The organism is Pseudomonas sp. MONT-RG-20F-20-E-7-02 (assembly GCF_022662395.1).
In the GTDB taxonomy this organism is placed as follows: Bacteria; Pseudomonadota; Gammaproteobacteria; order Pseudomonadales; family Pseudomonadaceae; genus Aquipseudomonas.
In genome coordinates this window covers 407129-425584 of record NZ_JAKNQN010000007.1, presented here as the reverse complement: position 1 = coordinate 425584, position 18456 = coordinate 407129, and the positions used below count along the sequence as shown (strand labels likewise).

At 55.9% G+C, this 18456-nt stretch carries 11 protein-coding genes; 7 read left to right on the top strand and 4 right to left on the bottom strand.

Annotated elements, in window-relative coordinates:
* The 4 genes from L8I05_RS22055 to rlmF all read left to right on the top strand — a co-directional run.
* Window positions 1-338, top strand: a 338-nt coding sequence (locus L8I05_RS22055) for a hypothetical protein (protein ID WP_242171525.1), incomplete at its 5' end; no start/stop codon positions are given.
* Between the two features lie 7 nt (window positions 339-345).
* Complete coding sequence (locus L8I05_RS22050; RefSeq protein WP_242171523.1) at window positions 346-2451, top strand: M60 family metallopeptidase; 2106 nt, start codon at window positions 346-348, stop codon at window positions 2449-2451.
* Window positions 2452-2684: 233 nt separating this feature from the next.
* Complete coding sequence (locus L8I05_RS22045) at window positions 2685-5531, top strand: valine--tRNA ligase (protein WP_242171521.1); 2847 nt, start codon at window positions 2685-2687, stop codon at window positions 5529-5531.
* A gap of 215 nt (window positions 5532-5746) precedes the next feature.
* The gene (gene rlmF, locus L8I05_RS22040) at window positions 5747-6766 is read left to right on the top strand and encodes a 23S rRNA (adenine(1618)-N(6))-methyltransferase RlmF (protein WP_242171519.1); all 1020 of its coding nucleotides are present in this window, start codon (window positions 5747-5749) and stop codon (window positions 6764-6766) included.
* Between the two features lie 81 nt (window positions 6767-6847).
* Here rlmF and L8I05_RS22035 read toward each other — a convergent pair whose 3' ends face one another.
* Window positions 6848-7129 (bottom strand): HU family DNA-binding protein, encoded by a 282-nt coding sequence (locus L8I05_RS22035; protein ID WP_003188840.1) that lies wholly within the window; start codon window positions 7127-7129, stop codon window positions 6848-6850.
* Window positions 7130-7525: 396 nt separating this feature from the next.
* Here L8I05_RS22035 and yejK point away from each other — a divergent pair, with 396 nt between their 5' ends.
* Both yejK and L8I05_RS22025 read left to right on the top strand, forming a co-directional pair.
* Window positions 7526-8530: a nucleoid-associated protein YejK gene (gene yejK, locus L8I05_RS22030; protein ID WP_177016398.1), complete on the top strand. Its 1005-nt coding sequence runs from the start codon at window positions 7526-7528 to the stop codon at window positions 8528-8530.
* Entirely contained in the window at window positions 8530-8880 is a 351-nt protein-coding gene (locus L8I05_RS22025) for a glutaredoxin family protein (protein ID WP_242171517.1), read from the top strand. Before yejK ends, L8I05_RS22025 begins: the two co-directional genes overlap by 1 nt.
* Window positions 8881-9041: 161 nt before the next feature.
* Here the strand turns inward: L8I05_RS22025 and L8I05_RS22020 are convergent, their stop codons facing one another.
* Entirely contained in the window at window positions 9042-11282 is a 2241-nt protein-coding gene (locus L8I05_RS22020) for a TonB-dependent receptor (RefSeq protein ID WP_242171515.1), read from the bottom strand.
* A gap of 418 nt (window positions 11283-11700) precedes the next feature.
* Here L8I05_RS22020 and L8I05_RS22015 point away from each other — a divergent pair, with 418 nt between their 5' ends.
* A complete protein-coding gene (locus L8I05_RS22015; RefSeq protein ID WP_242171514.1) occupies window positions 11701-16803 on the top strand; it encodes an RHS repeat-associated core domain-containing protein in 5103 nt (1700 codons plus the stop codon).
* Window positions 16804-16902: 99 nt separating this feature from the next.
* Here L8I05_RS22015 and L8I05_RS22010 read toward each other — a convergent pair whose 3' ends face one another.
* A complete protein-coding gene (locus tag L8I05_RS22010) occupies window positions 16903-17880 on the bottom strand; it encodes a FecR family protein (protein WP_242171513.1) in 978 nt (325 codons plus the stop codon).
* Window positions 17877-18455, bottom strand: coding sequence for an RNA polymerase sigma factor (locus tag L8I05_RS22005; RefSeq protein ID WP_177016402.1), 579 nt, complete (start codon window positions 18453-18455; stop codon window positions 17877-17879). The genes L8I05_RS22010 and L8I05_RS22005 overlap by 4 nt, the downstream gene beginning before the upstream one ends.
* Between the last annotated feature and the right edge of the window lies 1 nt (window position 18456).

Below are 18456 nucleotides of genomic sequence, written 5' to 3'. Positions count from 1 at the left end.
CGCGGCTGTCGGCCGATACGGCGCACACGCTGACGCTCTCAGCCACAACGGGCATGACCACGACCACGCCGCCGACCATTTCCACCCCGGCCAACAACAGCAGTGTCCAGACACTGCGCCCCACCGTCACCGGCAAGGCCGCGCCCAACGGCAGGATTTGTGTGCACAACGAGGCCGTCAACGTTTACTACGGCGATTGCTACGCCAACGCCAATGGCGACTGGACCTACACCTTTGCCCAAGACCTGGCTCCCGGCAAGGTCACGCTCATGTTCGGGCAGTTCACCCTGACCGCGCGGCTGTCAGCCGATACGGCTATCACATTGACACTTAGGTAACGCATCCATGGCCAATTACACACCACCCGTCATCACTAGCCCGACGAATAACAGCACCGTCGTGTCGCTGCGACAACAATTCACTGGCCGCTCCGTTCCGAATGCAAGAATTGGTGCATTTGATGAAAACAATACTTACCTTGGCGACACCTACGCCGACATTAAAGGCGTCTGGAAATTTACGCCTGGTCAGGATCTGAAACCTGGCTCGCATACCTATAACTTTGCCCATTACAGCCACACGGAAAAGCTCTCTGACTACACCTACATCACACTTAATATTTTTGCGACCGATACCGCCCTTGCCAATGGCAGTGCACCTGTTATCACCAGCCCAACTAACGTCACTTCCACACGCCCATTGATTACCGGCAAAGCGGCAGCCAATGCGATCGTCTACGTTTACATCAGTGGCGGCGGCATTTTGTATGGTAAACCCCAGGCAGACATACACGGCAATTGGCAACTGCAACTGAGCCAGGATCTCTATTCAGGCGCGACGCCACTTGCCCTCGCAGAATTCAATATCGACGGTGGTCAGGTCTCTGGCTGGACGAACGTCACCATGACCGTGAACGGAGCTCCCACGACCGGCACCGCGCTTGCCAACGGCAGTGCACCTATCATTACCAGCTCAACCAACGTCACTTCACTTCGCCCATTGATCATCGGCAAAGCGGCAGCCAATGCGATGGTCTACGTTTACATCAGTGGCGGCGGCATTTTGTATGGTAAATCCCAGGCAGATATAAACGGCGATTGGCTACTGCAACTGAGCCAGGATCTCTACCCGGACTCGACGCCACTGGCCCTTGCAGAATTCAACGCCGGCGGGGGTCAGGTGTCTGGCTGGACGGCCACCACGATGACCGTCACCCTGACGCCCGTTGTATTCAACGGAACCGTGGACCCTCTGGGAGCCATTCAACGAGTGGGAAACTGGCATGCGAACAGTCCTCGCCAGCCCACAGGTTTCTATTTGCCTGCGGGGGCCGCACTCCAACTGAACCTGGCAGTGCTGAGCAATAATGGCAATGCACAGCCCGAATTGCATATTGGTGCTCCCGACACTAACCCGGCGCCGGGTGCCTCTATGAATTCACGCATCTACTCACTCAACGCCGGGCAGAACGTAATCACCGACCCCGACGGGGGAATGATCTATTTCAATATGACCGGTATAGACAACCGTGTGCAAATTACCTTCCAAGGCGGCATGATTCCGGTGCCTTACTTCGAACATGGCAAAACCAGCCTATTACATTACCGAGAAATGTTGCGCGTACTCGTACAATCGCCTCAAGTGGAGTTTGTGTCGGAGCGGGTCATCCTGACGATTCTGCGCGACAGCGCAGTGGCGTATCAGCATATCGACCTCAATGAACTCATGCAGACCTATGAGAGAATAGTGTCAGCGGAGGAAGCGCTTATTGGCCTGGATGGCTCTACGGCACTCCACACTCGAGCACCGCTGAAGTTTCATATATGCCATGGTAAATTCCAAGGCGGCGGGTTCGCCTACGCCACTCACTTCTACACTGCCTTTCCAGAAGGCGTTGGCTATATATTGATGGACCCCAAGACACTTGCGCTGGAATCGTGGGGCGTTGCCCATGAACTGGGTCACCAGAACCAGATGCTTAGTTATTTCGCGCCCGAATTTAGCGAGGTCACCAACAACCTGGGCGCTTTAGCGGTAGAGCGCGCACTGGGCAAAAAAAGTACCTTATTGGATAGAAATTCCGCAGGACAGAGTTTATGGGATATCACCCTGCCAAAATACAACAGCCCAAACATGAGCATGAGTTCTTACGGCAGTGTTTACGAACTTCTTATTCCGCTGGAACAGTTAAGGCTCGGCTTTGGTGAAGGCTTCTGGCCCACCATGAACAAAACCGCTCGAGAGAAGTGGTCATCCAGCGGTTTTGCACCTGCCCGAGACACGGCATTCGACAACCTGGCGCTCTTTTCCAGCATTGCCGCATCGGCAGATCTAAGAGGCTTTTTTACTGCTTGGGGCTTTCCCATCACGCCTGCAGGCCAGCAGAAAATAGCCGCACTCTATCTCCCTGCCCCTCGTTCCGACCTGGGTACGCTGCGCGAGTACGACTGAGCGCTGCACGTGAATTACCCCCACGTGCCAATGAGCAACACGGGCGACGTGGGGGAATTCCCCCCCAGACCAGACCCCGTGCGTCGCGATGCCCTCATAGCCACGGTGCGTGACTGCTAGCGCAGGCGCCGTAGAATTTGTTCCCCCGCACCTACTCGCTCTACGCCTTCGCGGCCATCCCCGTTATACTTGTCGGCTTTCCTGAATTAATGCCAACTAGGGTCCCGCCGCGCATGGATAAGACCTACCAGCCGCACGCTATTGAAACTTCCTGGTACGAGACCTGGGAGTCCGAGAATTATTTCGCTCCGCAAGGCGCGGGTGATTCCTACACCATCATGATTCCGCCACCGAACGTCACTGGCAGCCTGCACATGGGCCATGGCTTCAACAATGCGATCATGGATGCGTTGATCCGTTTCCGCCGCATGCAGGGCCGCAACACCCTGTGGCAACCGGGCACGGACCACGCGGGTATCGCCACGCAGATGCTGGTGGAACGCCAACTCGAAGCCACCGGCCAGAACCGTCATGACCTGGGTCGCGAGAAATTCCTGGAAAAAATCTGGGAATGGAAAGACCAGTCCGGTGGCAACATCAGCCGTCAGATCCGTCGCCTGGGCTCGTCCGTAGACTGGAGCCGCGAACGCTTCACCATGGACGACGGCCTGTCGGAAGCCGTGAAAGAAGCCTTTGTACGCTTGCACGAAGACGGCCTGATCTACCGCGGCAAGCGCCTGGTCAACTGGGACACCAAGTTGCACACGGCGATTTCCGACCTTGAAGTGGAAAACCACGACGAGAAAGGTTTCCTGTGGAACCTCAAGTACCCGCTGGCCGACGGCGCCAAGACCGCTGAAGGCAACGACTACCTGATCGTCGCCACCACCCGTCCGGAAACCATGCTCGGCGACGCCGCCGTGGCCGTTAACCCGAACGATGAGCGCTACCAGGCGCTGATCGGCAAGTTCGTCGAACTGCCGCTGGTGGGTCGTCGCATCCCGATTATCGCGGACGACTACTGCGACCCTGAATTCGGCACCGGCTGCGTGAAAATCACCCCGGCCCACGATTTCAACGACTATGAAGTCGGCAAGCGCCATAACCTGCCGCTGCTGAACATCTTCGACAAGAACGCCGCCGTGCTGCCGGCCTGCCAGGTATTCAACCTGGACGGCACGCTGAACGAAAGCATCGACGGCAAGATCCCGGCCGAATACGCCGGTCTTGACCGTTTTGAAGCGCGCAAGCAAATCGTGGCCGCCTTCGACGCCGCCGGCCTGCTGGTCAGCGTTGATGACCACGGCCTGAAAGTGCCGAAGGGCGACCGCTCCGGCACGGTCATCGAGCCTTGGCTGACCGACCAGTGGTACGTGTCCACCAAGCCGCTGGCAGAACCTGCCATTGCCGCCGTGGAAGATGGCCGTATCCAGTTCGTGCCCAAACAGTACGAAAACATGTACTTCTCGTGGATGCGCGACATCCAGGATTGGTGCATCAGCCGTCAGCTGTGGTGGGGCCACCGCATTCCGGCCTGGTACGACGAGTCGGGCAAGGTCTATGTAGGCCGCGACGAAGCCGAAGTGCGCGCCAAGCACAACCTCGGCCCGGACGTTGTGCTGCAACAGGACAACGACGTGCTGGACACCTGGTTCAGCTCCGGCCTGTGGACCTTCTCCACCCTGGGCTGGCCGCAGCAAACCGAGTTCCTGAAGAAATTCCACTCCACCGACGTGCTGGTCACCGGTTTCGACATCATTTTCTTCTGGGTTGCCCGGATGATCATGCTCACCATGCACCTGGTGAAGAACGAGGACGGCACCCCGCAAGTACCGTTCAAGACCGTGTACGTGCACGGCCTGGTGCGTGATGGCCAGGGCCAGAAGATGTCCAAGTCCAAAGGCAACGTCCTGGACCCGCTGGACATCATCGACGGCATCGACCTGGAAACCCTGGTGCAGAAACGCACCTCGGGCCTGATGCAGCCGAAACTGGCGAAGAAGATCGAGAAGCAGACCCGCGACGAGTTCGCCGACGGCATCGCCAGCTACGGCACCGACGCCCTGCGCTTTACCTTCTGCTCGCTGGCCTCCACTGGTCGCGACATCAAGTTCGACATGGGCCGCGTCGAGGGCTATCGCAACTTCTGCAACAAGATCTGGAACGCCGCGCGCTACGTGCTGGATAAAGGCGAAGACTGCGGCCAGAACGGCGAAGCCTATGAGCTGAGCCTGGCTGATCGCTGGATCATCTCGCAGCTGCAACGCACCGAAGCCGAAGTGACCCGCCAACTCGACCAATTCCGTTTCGACCTGGCCGCACAGGCCTTGTACGAGTTCATCTGGAACCAGTATTGCGACTGGTACCTGGAACTGTCCAAGCCTGTGCTGTGGGACGAAAACGCGCCGATCGAGCGCCAGCGCGGCACCCGCCGCACCCTGGTGCGCGTGCTCGAAGTGGCCCTGCGCCTGGCGCACCCGTTCATGCCGTTCATCACCGAAGAAATCTGGCAGCGCCTCGCGCCGCTGGCCGGTATCGAAGGCAAGACCATCATGCTGCAACCTTGGCCAGTGGCCAACGAAGCACGCATCGATGAGGCGGCCGAAAGCGATATCGAATGGCTCAAGACCCTGATGCTCGGCACGCGCAACATCCGCGCCGAGATGAACATCGGGCCGGGCAAGCCACTGGCCGTATTCGTGAAGAACGCCAGCGCCGACGATCAGCGTCGCCTCACCGAGAACGACGCGCTGCTCAAGAAGCTGGCGAAGCTGGAGTCGATCACGGTATTGGCTTACGACGCCGAAGCACCGCTGTCCGCGACCGCGCTGGTTGGCGAGATGGAAGTACTGGTGCCGATGGCCGGCCTGATCGACAAGGGCGCCGAACTGGCCCGCCTCGACAAGGAAATCGCCCGCCTGCAAGGCGAAGTGCAGCGAGTGGGCGGCAAGCTGTCCAACGCGGCGTTCGTCGACAAGGCGCCGGCGGAGGTGATCGATAAGGAACGCGCCAAGTTGGCTGAGGCTGAACAAGCCCTGGGCAAACTGGCGGAGCAGCATGCGCGGATTTCCAGCCTGTAAGGTGCAAACCGTGTGAGAAAAGGGACCTTCGGGTCCTTTTTTTTGCCTTGAAAACCCAATCAATGTGGGAGCTGGCTTGCCTGCGATGCAGTCGACTCGGTGTATCTGTAAGACCGAAGCGATGCCATCGCAGGCAAGCCAGCTCCCACATTTGACCGAGTTGTGCTCAGGATGTGTGACAATGCCCACCACTTTGAGCCAACACCAGAATCATCATGACCGCCCCCAGCACACCTAAACCACCGCGCAAGAAGCCTAAAACCGCAGCCACGGCCAAGCCCGTCGCCCCGCGCAAAGAGGCTACCCTGCACCCGCGCAACCGCCACACCGGCCGTTACGACTTCCCGGCGCTGATCAAGACCACGCCGGAACTGGCGCAATTCGTGATCATCAACCCTTATGGCAAAGAAAGTATCGACTTTGCCAGCCCGGACGCGGTGCGGGTGTTCAACCGGGCGCTGTTGAAAGCCTTCTATGGCATCCAGCATTGGGATATCCCGCAGGATTACCTCTGCCCGCCGGTTCCGGGGCGCGCGGACTACGTGCATTTCCTTGCCGACCTGTTGGCCAGCGTCAACGACGGCAAGATCCCGCGCGGTTCCATCGTCAAGGTGCTGGACATCGGCATGGGCGCCAACTGCGTCTATCCGCTGATTGGCTATATGGAGTACCGCTGGAATTTCCTCGGCTCGGAAGTCGACCCGATCGCCGTGGCGGCTGCCAAGGCCATCGTGCAGTCCAATGACCTGAGCAAGGTCATCCAACTGCGCCAGCAAACCAACCCCAAGCAGATCCTGCTGGGCCTGCTGGAGCCGGGCGAACGCTTTGACCTGACCATGTGCAACCCGCCGTTCCACGCGTCCATGGACGAAGCCACCAAGGGCAGCGAGCGTAAATGGCGCGCCCTGGGCAAGGCCGACCCCAAGCGCAAGTTGCCGGTGCTGAACTTCGGTGGCCAATCGGCAGAGTTGTGGTGTGAAGGCGGTGAAGCGCGCTTTGTAACGCAGCTGATCGCCGAGAGTGCGCACTTTGCCCACAAGGTGTTGTGGTTCAGCACCCTGGTGTCAAAAGCGTCGAACTTGCCCGCGATCGAGACCGCCTTGAAAAAAGCCGGCGTACTCGAAAGCCAGGTGGTGGAGATGTCCCAGGGCCAGAAGCAAAGCCGTTTTGTGGCCTGGACCTTCCAGACCAAGAATGAGCAGCAGATCTGGCGCCAGCGCTGGGTGCGCGACTAACCCAAGAAAGCCCAGCACAAACCGCAGGCAACAAAAAACCGTGCCCGGATTGCTCCGGAGCACGGTTTTTTTTGCTGCGTCTTACTTGTTAACAGCGTCGGTCAGGCCTTTGGCCACAACCAGCTTGATAACTTTCTTGGCAGCGATTTCGATGGCAGCGCCAGTCGAAGGGTTACGGCCAGTACGGGCTGGACGCTCAGTCACTTTCAGTTTGCCAACGCCTGGCAGAGTGATTTCGCCGCCGTTTTCCAGCTGGTCAGCAACAACTTGGCTCAGTTGGTCCAGCAGAGCGCGCACGGTAGTTTTCGGTGCGTCTACTGCTTCAGCCAGGTCAGCGATCAGTTGGTCTTTAGTAATAGCCATTGTGGTGTTCCTTCCCTATCAAATTCATATGGATTGCAGAGTGCAGTGTCAGCCGTCGAGCCCGACCGTCATGGCCTGGCACCCCCGGCCATAACCACGGAGATCGGGGTTATAGATGCTTGAAACGGGGATTGGTTCGACCTGACAGATGCTGAATGCACGCTTAACGCCGAGTCTTGGCGTAAGACGGGGCAAAACTAGCACAGAGACGGGGAAATATCCGCCTCAACATACCCATTTGGTCAGCTTTATCGCTCTAAACCGTGAAAAAAAGGCATATAGGCCGTCGGAGAGCAGCCAAAACGCCCTTCGAAGCGTGCCATGCCCAATGGGTGCGGTACACTGGGCGACTTTTTGGGGAGGCCAACCGCTCCCCTTCAACCAGCCGAGAAGCCTATGCCGATCCGTCATTGCATTGTTCACCTGATCGACAAAAAACCCGACGGCACACCTGCAGTTCTGCATGCCCGCGATTCGGAGCTGTCCGAGTCCGCCGCCATCGAGAACATGCTTGCCGACCTCAACGAGAGCTATAACGCCAAACAAGGCAAGGCCTGGGGTTTCTTCCATGCCGAGTCCGGCGCGCACCCGTTCAGCGGCTGGTTGAAGGACTATTTCGACGGTGGCCAGGATTTCACCACCTTCAGCCGCACGGCGGTCGAGCACCTGCAAAAGCTGATGGAGGAATCCAACCTCTCCACCGGCGGCCACGTGCTGTTTGCCCACTACCAACAAGGCATGACGGACTACCTGGCCATCGCCCTGCTCCACCACAGCGAAGGCGTGGCCGTGACCGATGAGCTGGACGTGACCCCGTCACGCCACCTGGACCTCGGCCAACTGCACCTGGCGGCGCGCATCAACGTCTCCGAGTGGCAGAACAACAAGCAGTCCAAGCAGTACATCTCGTTTATCAAGGGCAAGAACGGCAAGAAGGTCTCCGAGTATTTCCGCGACTTTATCGGCTGCCAGGAAGGCGTCGACGGCCCGGGCGAGACCCGCACTTTGCTCAAGGCCTTCAGTGACTTCGTGGAAAGCGAAGACCTGCCGGACGAATCCGCCCGCGAGAAAACCAAAACCCTGGTGGACTACGCCAGCAGCCAGGCCAAGCTCGGCGAGCCGATGGGCCTGGAAGAACTGTCGGGTTTGATCGATGAAGATCGGCCTAAGGCGTTCTACGACCATATCCGCAACAAGGACTACGGCCTGTCGCCGGAGATCCCCGCCGATAAACGCACCCTTAACCAGTTCCGCCGCTTCACCGGCCGCGCTGAAGGCTTGTCCATCAGCTTTGAAGCCCACCTGTTGGGCGACAAGATCGAATACGACGAAGCCGCCGGCACCTTGATCATCAAGGGCCTGCCGACCCAACTGACCGACCAGCTCAAGCGCCGTAACTGATGCTCGGCGGGGTTCTGAAGAAAGTCCTGTTGGTATTGCTGGTCGTGGTGGTCATCCAGAACTGGGGCAAGATTGAGCGGCTGTTCAACCCCTCGCAGATGGTGTCTGAGCAAATACGCGCCTCAGCGCGCGTGGTGCTCTATTCCACCGAGTGGTGTGGCTACTGCAAGCAGATCCGGCGCTTCCTGGACCAGAAAGGCATCCCGTACCAGGCGCTGGATATCGAGAAAGACGCCCAGGCGCGCAAGGCCTATGAGGCGCTGGGCGGCGGCGGGATTCCGTTTGTGGACGTGAATGGCACGTTGATTCGCGATTACAACCCGGATGCGATCATGGCTGCCTTGAAATAGCTAATCTGCAAAACACTGCAGAACTAATGTGGGAGCGGGCTTTTGTGGGAGCTGGCTTGCCTGCGATAGCCTCAACTGGGTACTGATGAAAAACCGAGGTGTCTGCATCGCAGGCAAGCCAGCTCCCACACAAGCCTCCCACATTCAGTTCTTCTGCGGGCTTAGAAATTGGCTTCCAACGACACCATCGCCGTGCGCTCTTCACCCACGTTGTAATACGCAGTGCTCGGCGCCAGGCCATTCACCGGGGCCGAGTTGAATGCCACGGTGCGCGCCGAACTCAGGTATTCCTTGTCGAACACGTTGAGCATCGAGAACCGCAACGCCGCTGACTTGATGACCTTCTTGTCCACCGGCAAGTAAATACCAGCGTTCAGGTCGAACACCGTGCGGCCTTCGATCTTTTCCTTGTTGGTCAAATCGCCATAGAAGCTGCCGACGTATTTGCCCGCGATGTTGCCGTAGAAGCGCGCATCGTCATACCCGAACACCAGGTTGAACATGTTTTCCGGCACGTTGGCCAGTTGCTTGCCTGCCGTGGGCAACAATACGTTTTTGCTGAGCAAATTGTCTTGCTGCTCCGACTTCGTGTAGGTGTACGAAGCGTAGTAGTTAAAGTTATGCGGCAGCAGGCCACTCCACTCCAGCTCCAGGCCTTTGTTCTCGACGCTGCCGACGTTGAGCACCATGTAGTCACCGGCAGAGTCGGTGGTCGACACCTGGCGGTCCTTGAAGCTGATATAGAACAAGGTCGCGCTCAATGCCATATCGTCTTCGGTGTAGCGCCAGCCGAGTTCCTGGTTCCAGCTCAACTCGGACTTCAAGCTGACGGAATCGCCCTTGTTGTACAGCACGTAGTTGGGTGGCGTGCGCATGTTGCGGGTGACGTTGTAGAACGCCTGGTTGCTCTCGTCGACCTGGTACTTGGCGCTGAAACTCGGCAAGAACTGGTGGTAACGGGTGTTACGTTTTTCCGGCTTGTCGTACAGACTGCCCAAGTTGTTGCCGTCACGTTCGACATATTGGTACGCCAGGGCGCCGACAAAACTCAGGTCCGGCGTGGCTTGCCAGCTGTCCTGCACCCAGAGTTTCTGCGACGGGGTGACGGTGTAATAGTGGCGGCCCTGGACGGTGGCGCCGTTCTTGTCGACCACTTGGCCGCCGCTGTTGTAGTCGCCCCACACATCATCCGGCGCGCCTTCGCTGTTGATCCCGATAAAGGGTTGGGTCTGACGCTGGCGTGCGCGTTCATACCAATAGCCGTAGTCCAGACTGTGTGCTTCGTTGATGTCCCATTTCAGTTTGGCGGTGACGCCAGGGCGCCAGGTCTCGGTCCACGAAGGGCGATAGTAATTGGCCGATTGCAGGTTGCTCAGGTCGTAGTTGCCGGCCTTGTCGGATTTTGGCCCCAGGTTCGACGCAGTCTGACCGCTGAAACTGCCACCGTTGGCCCAGTAGTAATACGGCGTAACCGTCAGCGCCAGGTTGTCTTGCAACTGCCAGCGCTGGGTCAGCGTGGCGTTGACGCTTTCGAACGGATTGCGGTTGAGCTTGTAGGACGACGACAACAAACCTGCCTTATAAACCGGCGTTTCCGAGTAGTCCTTGCGCCGCCCTTCATTGTCGAACTGCGCCTTGCTCAGGGTGTTGTAGTTGTAGTTTTCCTGGTTGTTGTACTTCACCGTGGCCAGAGTCGAGTTGCCGCTGCCGTCCTCGAACAGGCTGCTCCACTCGACTTTGTCGCTGCGCATCGTGCCTTTGCCGCGCCATTTGTCGCCTTCCAGGTGAGACGCCGACACCCACGTCTTGAGCCCACCGAAATCACCGGTATTGACCCGCACGAAGGTCTTGCGCAAGTCATTGGCACCGACAATCTGTTTGGCGAACAGCCCGGACTCTTGAGTCGGCCGAATGGTGATCATGCCGATGTTGCCGCCGCTGGAGCCGATATGCGGGCCGTCCGCCTCGGAAGAGCCCTGGGTGACAAACACTTCAGCGAGGTTTTCCGGGTCGCCCAGCTGGTTTGAATAGACGCTGTAGTTGCCCGAATCGTTGATCGGCACGCCGTCGACAGACACCCCGACCTGGTCGGAGCTCATGCCGCGCATGGTGAAGTTGGTGCCACTGGTGCCGCTCGCGTCGTCGCTGGAAACGTTGATGCCCGGCGTGTACTTGAGCTTGTCGATGGCATTGGCGGTCGCCGACATTTCGTCCATGGCTTCCTTGGTCACCGTCGACCGCGCCTTGGCACTTTCTTCGCGAATCATGTGCCCGTTGCCCAGGGTTTGTTTGCCGGCCACGTTCACCGAACCCACATCTTGAGTGTCGTCCGCCAAAACCAGCGGCGCAAAACCACCCAGGCCCGATGCTAAAAGCAGGGCATATACGTTGTTGTAGTTCACCTGTAGATCCCTTACTGACGTTGCTCTGTTGTATGGGTCGTCGCTCGGCACCCGTTGGCAGACGACGCTTGGCTTCCTGACCACTCGCTCAGGAACCCGGCGATGATCCATGCCACGTGTAACGGTTTGGTGACAGGTTTGGGTGATTGCGATGAAGGTTCGGTGAAAGGCCGGCAAACACCCGTAGAGGGATACCCAGATACCAACAAGACCTGCAGCTACTTGATTTGGCTGAGGGGGCGCTTGAAAAACTATAACTTTTCCAGTGCGTGCGCTGACCGCTCGCTTATTCATATCCGAAATAAACCGACTATTAAAAACGTCTAAAAAACTGTCGATTCTCACAGTTATTCGCGCTGTACCTCAGCCATAAAATCGACTACCTGCATTCCATACTCATATAAAAATGGAGTTAATCATGAGCATTAAAAATGGAGTCGACCCCATCAACGGCAGTTTCCACCACCAAGTCAATGTCGCGACATTAGTCGGAAATCAAGGGCGCGGACCGAGCATCGCCCTGAAGGCTGAATACCTCAGCGACCCAATACGCAAAGTTGCCGGAATTACAGTGGGCGCCGCCAGTACCATCAGTTTTTTCTACACGAAAGCCGGTGGCAAGGACGTTGGAAAATATGAAATTTCTCTTTATACCGGGGAGACACTAAAAACAACATCTCTGCCTGTATCTCTCAATGTCATCAGCATTATCCAGCGCGGAGAGGACCTGTACATTTATCGAAAAAACAGAACCGTCGAAATACTGACCCTTCACAGTGATGAACGCTATATTGACATCAAAGACCCCGACCTCAAAATCACACTTCCCTATCGCAGGTTTTATCAGACAAAAACAATTATAAATAGCTCAGGCCTCCAAATCAGCTTTGAATACGACGCTCATACAAATCATACCGACGTTGGTTTCACCGGCATCACAAAGATCACCGATGACAGCAACACCGTACTTTTCTCGAAAACAGATAACACAGACAGCAAGATTAAAAAATTTACGCTATTCCCAAACACCAACAATGAGCAAACCTTCTCCCTCTCAAACGAGCTGCTCAGCATAGGAGACCCCGAAGGTGGAGAGTGGGAAAAGTTGACCCTCAATAAACAAAATCAAATAACAAAAATAGAAACCTCCTTAGGACTTACAGAAACCATCGATTACAACAAAGAATTCAAAGTCGCTACACATCGCCTGTCCACTGGACATTCTTCGGACATCATCAAACACTATACCTATGACACAAGCGCTAAAAAATCCACGACGACCAGCTATTGCGCCAATATAAAAAAAACCATCGAGTACGTGCAAACGGATACCGCACTGACAGAGACACATACGGAGAATGGGTGCATCACAACGATCACTCAAAGCAAAGCTTACGACGATAAAACCCAGCAGACTGTGCTGACTGCCACCACCACCTATAAAAAAAACAAACAAACTTCTACGCCGCTGGTCAAGAAAATCACGTTTGACAAGGAAATGAATCTAATAAAAACCGAACAGGATGGGATGATTACCGAGTATACCTACTATGCGCCGTCAACCACACGCGACCGGCTAGTTCAAATCATTCCTTACTCTCGCACCAAAAACAAGGCAGAAACCTCTTCCCTGAAAGACCTCGTAAGAATTATATATGATGGCACCATAGGCAATATGCTGGACTACTATAAAATCGTGGAGCGGCACCAGATTACCGAGGAGCCAAAGCACACGAAGGACGGTAAACAACGATTCAACTTACCTATCGACATAGAGGGCTTTGGTGATTATCCGTATTTTACACATGCCCTGGAGTCCGAAAAAACCTACACTTTTCACAATGGAAACAGAAAAGATCTTCAGTGGACCTTTTACGGCTACCAGAAGCTGAACAAACTTTCTTCAGCTCAGATTGAACATATTAAACCCTCTGTTAAAATCAGCGTAAAAGAACCGGTAACCTCATCACAGTCCAACTATACAAAACTGGAATCATGGGAGGGCGCAACCGTTGAAAAAACCGAGTACCACGACAGCCTCAGCGCCCCATCAACTTCCTTCGGACGGATTAAAAGTCTCAACTTCTGGATCCTTGACGCCGGTGGCCAGCAGGTCGCACTTTCCTCCCGAACCATTAATTTCACTTATTCATTATCCGCTACAAACTATTACGGCACTCAATACTCCACGCTCACCACCCAGCAAACAGCCGTACAGAACAATCTGATTCTCACTACACAGCAAGCAGCCTCAAGTTTCACTGGGGACATAATTGAAACCCTGGATAAATTGGGTAATAAAACCGCCTACACCTATAATGCCCTGGGCAAAACAATACGTGTAGACGCGTTCGCCCAAGACAATGATTTTAAACAGACCACGCATATTACCTATGAAGTAAAAGATAGAAAAACCGTCGTCACAACGACCACCTTGCCAGAGTCAGGTTACCCTACAGCCATTGAATATGACGCTCTTGGAAGGCCCATCACTGTAAAATGCAAAAGTCCAGCGAGCAACGCGTGGCTCTTGATCTCCAATTATTCCTACGATGAATACGGGCGTCAGGATGTGATCCAGGAATACGACTATCGTTTATCACCCGACGACGCGCCTCTGCTCGGCAGCAATCGCCCCTACGCCAGTAAACACTTTATCTATGACGGCTGGGGTAACAACTCCATTCGTACCCATTCAAAAACGAACATTGAGGAGCATACAATCTATGACCCTATCAATAAACGGCTCGAAGAATCGGTTGTCTACAAAAACACTCACTCGAGCAAAATATCAATCACCTCAGCCAACTCAAACAACGAAAAAACGGTTGAGGAATTTTATTACAACAACGGCCTGCTCACCCGATCCAATGCCTTAGCGTATGACGTACAAGAAAGACTGATTAAACAAACTAACGCATACACCGGCCAGCACACTATTAGCTACGACAGGTTTGACAGACCTACACGCGTCACGTTTGATCAGGGCAATGGCGTTGGCACCGTCCAGGCGTACACGTATTCAAAGGCCAACACATCCAACACTGTATTATCTATTAATCTGTCTGCGCTGGAACCCAGTGGAGGCAACGCCACATCCGGTATAGGCAACATAGGTTCTCGGGTATTTGATGGCTTGAACCGCATGACTCAACTGACTGTAGGAAGACGCGTCGAAGACTACGTCTATGACGGACTTCAAACATTCGGCCACTACACTCGCCCCTCTTCCAGCACTCGCGAACCGCGTGCACCCGCTCAGGTGACGTCTGTTGCACACCCTCAAAAAGGAACACTGATAGAAACGGTAAACAGGCCGAACGAATCGAGCATGCCGACCCGAAACGAAATCGACAACAGTGTGACGGCCACCTACTCCCTCAGGGGCACCCTGTTGGATTTGACTAATGCGTTCGGCGATAAATTTGACTACATCGAAACAGAGGACGAGCTGAGTTCGGAGGTCAATAACAAAAAAGTACGCACCAAGTCGGTGTTCAGCCCGACGACGCGTTTGTTAGTACAAGAGCGGGTTACCGATATCGCCAGCAATACCACCCTGGTCGTCGACTTCAACTATGATGAACAATCACGTGAAATTCGAAGGCAATTCAGCGCTCCCAACATTCCTACTTTAATTATAACTCGAACGTTCGATCCGGATGGGCGAGTCGCCAGTACACGCGTTGACAGAGACGGCGTGCTCCTGCTAAGCCACCAGTATTCCTACACGTTGTCTGGTCAACTTGAAAGTTGCAATTACGCTGGAAACTCTTTGCCCAAGAACACCTATGGCCACTCGATCAGTGGAGAATTTTTTTCTTATGACAAACGTGGAACACTCACACACCTCAAATATTTCAACGCGACGGGTGATGGATTCACGCAAACGTACGTTCCGAACCCATACGACTCAGTCCAAATGTCTCATATTACACTTAAAGAGCCCTCGGACGCCTCAGCCAAGACGAAAGAAATATTCATCTTTGACGAGGCTGGTTATCTGTCAAAATTAGATGATACTGAATTTAAATACTCCAGCGATGGGCAGCTCAGCACCGTCATCACACCGCAAGGGATATACGGTTATACTTATGACACTCTGGGCCGCCTGACAGCCTGTAAAGGCCCCAGCTACTACGACGACTTTCATTACATTGGCGAACACCCCTACGCTCGCGATGGCTATATTAGTGAACAGGGCGCGTTGGTCTACAGGCGCTCAGTACTTCTCAACCCCAGCGACGCTTGCGTGCTATTGGAAGAAACCAGAAAACCTCATCTTGAGGACACACCGCAGACCCGTTTCAGCTTCGAGCTAAAAGATTTTAATGGCACCGTTATTGCCAGCGCCAGCGCAAAAACCAACAGCCTTGAGTTTTATCCTTATACTGTCTTCGGGTATCGCCCCACCGCCCTCAATGAACACAGCTGGATAGGTTATAACGGCCAACCCATTGACCTTCCGACCGGCTGTTATTACCTGGGCAATGGCACACGCCTCTATAATCCAGCCATTCGACGTTTTTACACGCCTGACCGAAAAAGTCCTTTCAATGAAGGTGGGCTTAACGAGTACAGTTATTGTGAGAATGAGCCGGTTAATTATCACGACCCCAGTGGCCAAGCACGCGTTGTGCACGAATATACAACGGTCAACAATCTATTAGACTCCCGAATCGCCACCGCCGTTATCCTCGGCGGCGTGGGCATCATTTTGGCCCCGTTTTCGGGGGGCACGTCGATAGGCTGGTCGATTGCAGTCATTGGGCTTGCGATTGCTTCTGCCGGTTTCGGCGTGGCAGCCGCGTATTACCATGAGTCCGACCCGGACTTATCCGAAGCGCTTGAGTATATGTCGTTAGCCACCGGCCTTTTCGGAGGACTGCTCGGCGCGGGTAAAACGGCGGGGACAGCGGCTGCACGCTACTCTTCAAACAAGCTATTCAAACACGCCAGTGCCTCCCGCGACAGAATGATGATGGGCAGAACGCTGAGTTCAATGCAGCGGGTAGACGGTGAACTATTTGCGTTTGTCGACACGTATAAAAATGCCAACCGCCTGAACATAGTAGCGCATAGCAAAACGCCAAGTGTGCTGGATATGCTCCTCTCCAGAGGGGCTTCCATGCTGGCAAATAGAGAGAAGCTCAGCCCTAATGACTTGTTAAACTTACTGCACTCTGCAGGCATTAATCCGAGTACCTACAAGAATACGCGTTTGCTCAGCTGTTTTTCTGCAAATGGGGGTGCCAATTCATTCGCCGCCCAATTCAGCGCGCTTATACAGCGCCCGGTCAAAGGTTACAAAGGACCGCTGTTGTTAAATTTAGGCGCCACGGCAACGGAAAACAGATTCACCGCCCTCAGGGCTGCACATGGCAGCGATGCGACCATCGCGAGTTACTTCGAAAAAAACCAAGTATTGAAAATCGATAAGACCAACCCATGGAGACTCCTTAAAGAGCCGCGCAACTATATGATCTGGCGTTACGCTCCGGTTCACTTCCCTTTCCCATGAAATGCGGTTCAGGCGTAGCCACTCACCGTGGTTGCGCCTGACCCACTGCGCACTCATAAAACCCTTGGGTTTTCCACATATGCGACACCGTTGCAAAACTCAGCGCAACACAATCACCCGACCCAACAGGCTGTGCTGATCGAACCCGAGCACCGCTTGCAACGCATTCAGCACCGCCTGCGGGTCTTTGCTCGGAAAGCTGCCGCTGACGCGTTTGGCGGCCATTTCGTCGTTAAGCAGCAGGATGCGGCCGGGGTAGTAACGGCTCAGGTCCTGCACCACGTCGGCGAGCGGCGCCTTGTAGTAGTTGAGCCAACCGTCACGCCAGGCCAGGCGTGATTCGCTGTCGACTGCATGCATGGCTTCGGCCACACCTTCGGCGTAGGCCACTTGCTGGCCTGCCGTCAGAATTTGCTGCTGGCCCTGCCTGGATGGCGTCACACCCACCCGGCCGGACAGCACCGTCACCCGGGCGCCAGCCGGTTGAAGGCGCACTTCGAACTGGGTGCCCAACACCCGCGCTTCGCCGCTGCCGGCCTCGACCACAAACGGCGCGCCCGTGTGGGTCACGCTGAAAAAGCCTGCACCACGACGCAGTTGGATATGGCGCTCGCCGTGGCTGAAATCCACAGCAATAGCACTGTCGGCATCCAGCGTGACTTGGGATTGATCGGCCAGGGTCACGGTCTTCACCTGGCCCGGCGCCGTCACGTAATCAGCGCCGAAGTCATCGACCCAGCGCGACGGCTGCCAGCCGGCGCCCATCGATACCATCACCAGCAGGCACGCGGCCATGGCCAGGGCACCGGACCAGCGCATTGCCCGTGAGCGCTTCGAGGTGTTCATCGCATTCAGGTAGCCCTGCAACGCCAAGGCGTCCTCGTCCGCCAGTTTGCGCGCCGGCACTTCGCTCAATTCCCACAGCACCTGGGCCTGGGCATAGGCCTCGACGTGCGCGGGGTCGGCACGCAACCAGCGGCTGAACGTGGCCTGGTCACCACTGCTGGGCTGATCGTGCAGCAGGCTCAGCCAGTCGAGGGCGGCCTGCTCCTGGGCGGGCGTGGGGGTGACGTTCACGGTGCTTTCCCTGGCGTGCGTGGGGGCGGTGGTTCGCGAAGGCTGGCTTTGCAGGCTTCGAGGGCACGCATCATATGTTTTTCCACTGCGCTTTGGGACAGGCCCATGGCCTTGGCGATTTGCGCGTATTTGCGGCCGTGAATGCGGTTGAGCAGGAAAATCTGCCGGGTGCGCTCCGGCAGGCTGCGCAGGGCAGCTTCGACATGGCGCAGATCATTACCGGCTTCGAGTGCGGCCTGGGGCTCGGAGCCCTGATTGTCCTGTTGCTCCGGCAGCCAGCCTTCGTTGCTGCGTACGCGCGCGCCTTCGCTGCGCAGGTGGTCGATGGCGATGTTGCCGGCGCAGCGCAACAGGTAGGTGCTGAGTTCTTCGACCTGCACCAACGGCCGGCGCCAGAAACGCAGGAACAAGTCTTGCACCAGGTCGGCTGCGGTGGCGCGGCAGCCCACGCGTCGGCTGACCAGCGCTTCCATCTGCGAGCGCTGCGATAAAAACACCTGCAGGAAATGCGCACGTCCACCGGCCACATCGGTGTGCGGGCTGTCTTGGGATTCCGGTGGGGTGCTGATCATCATG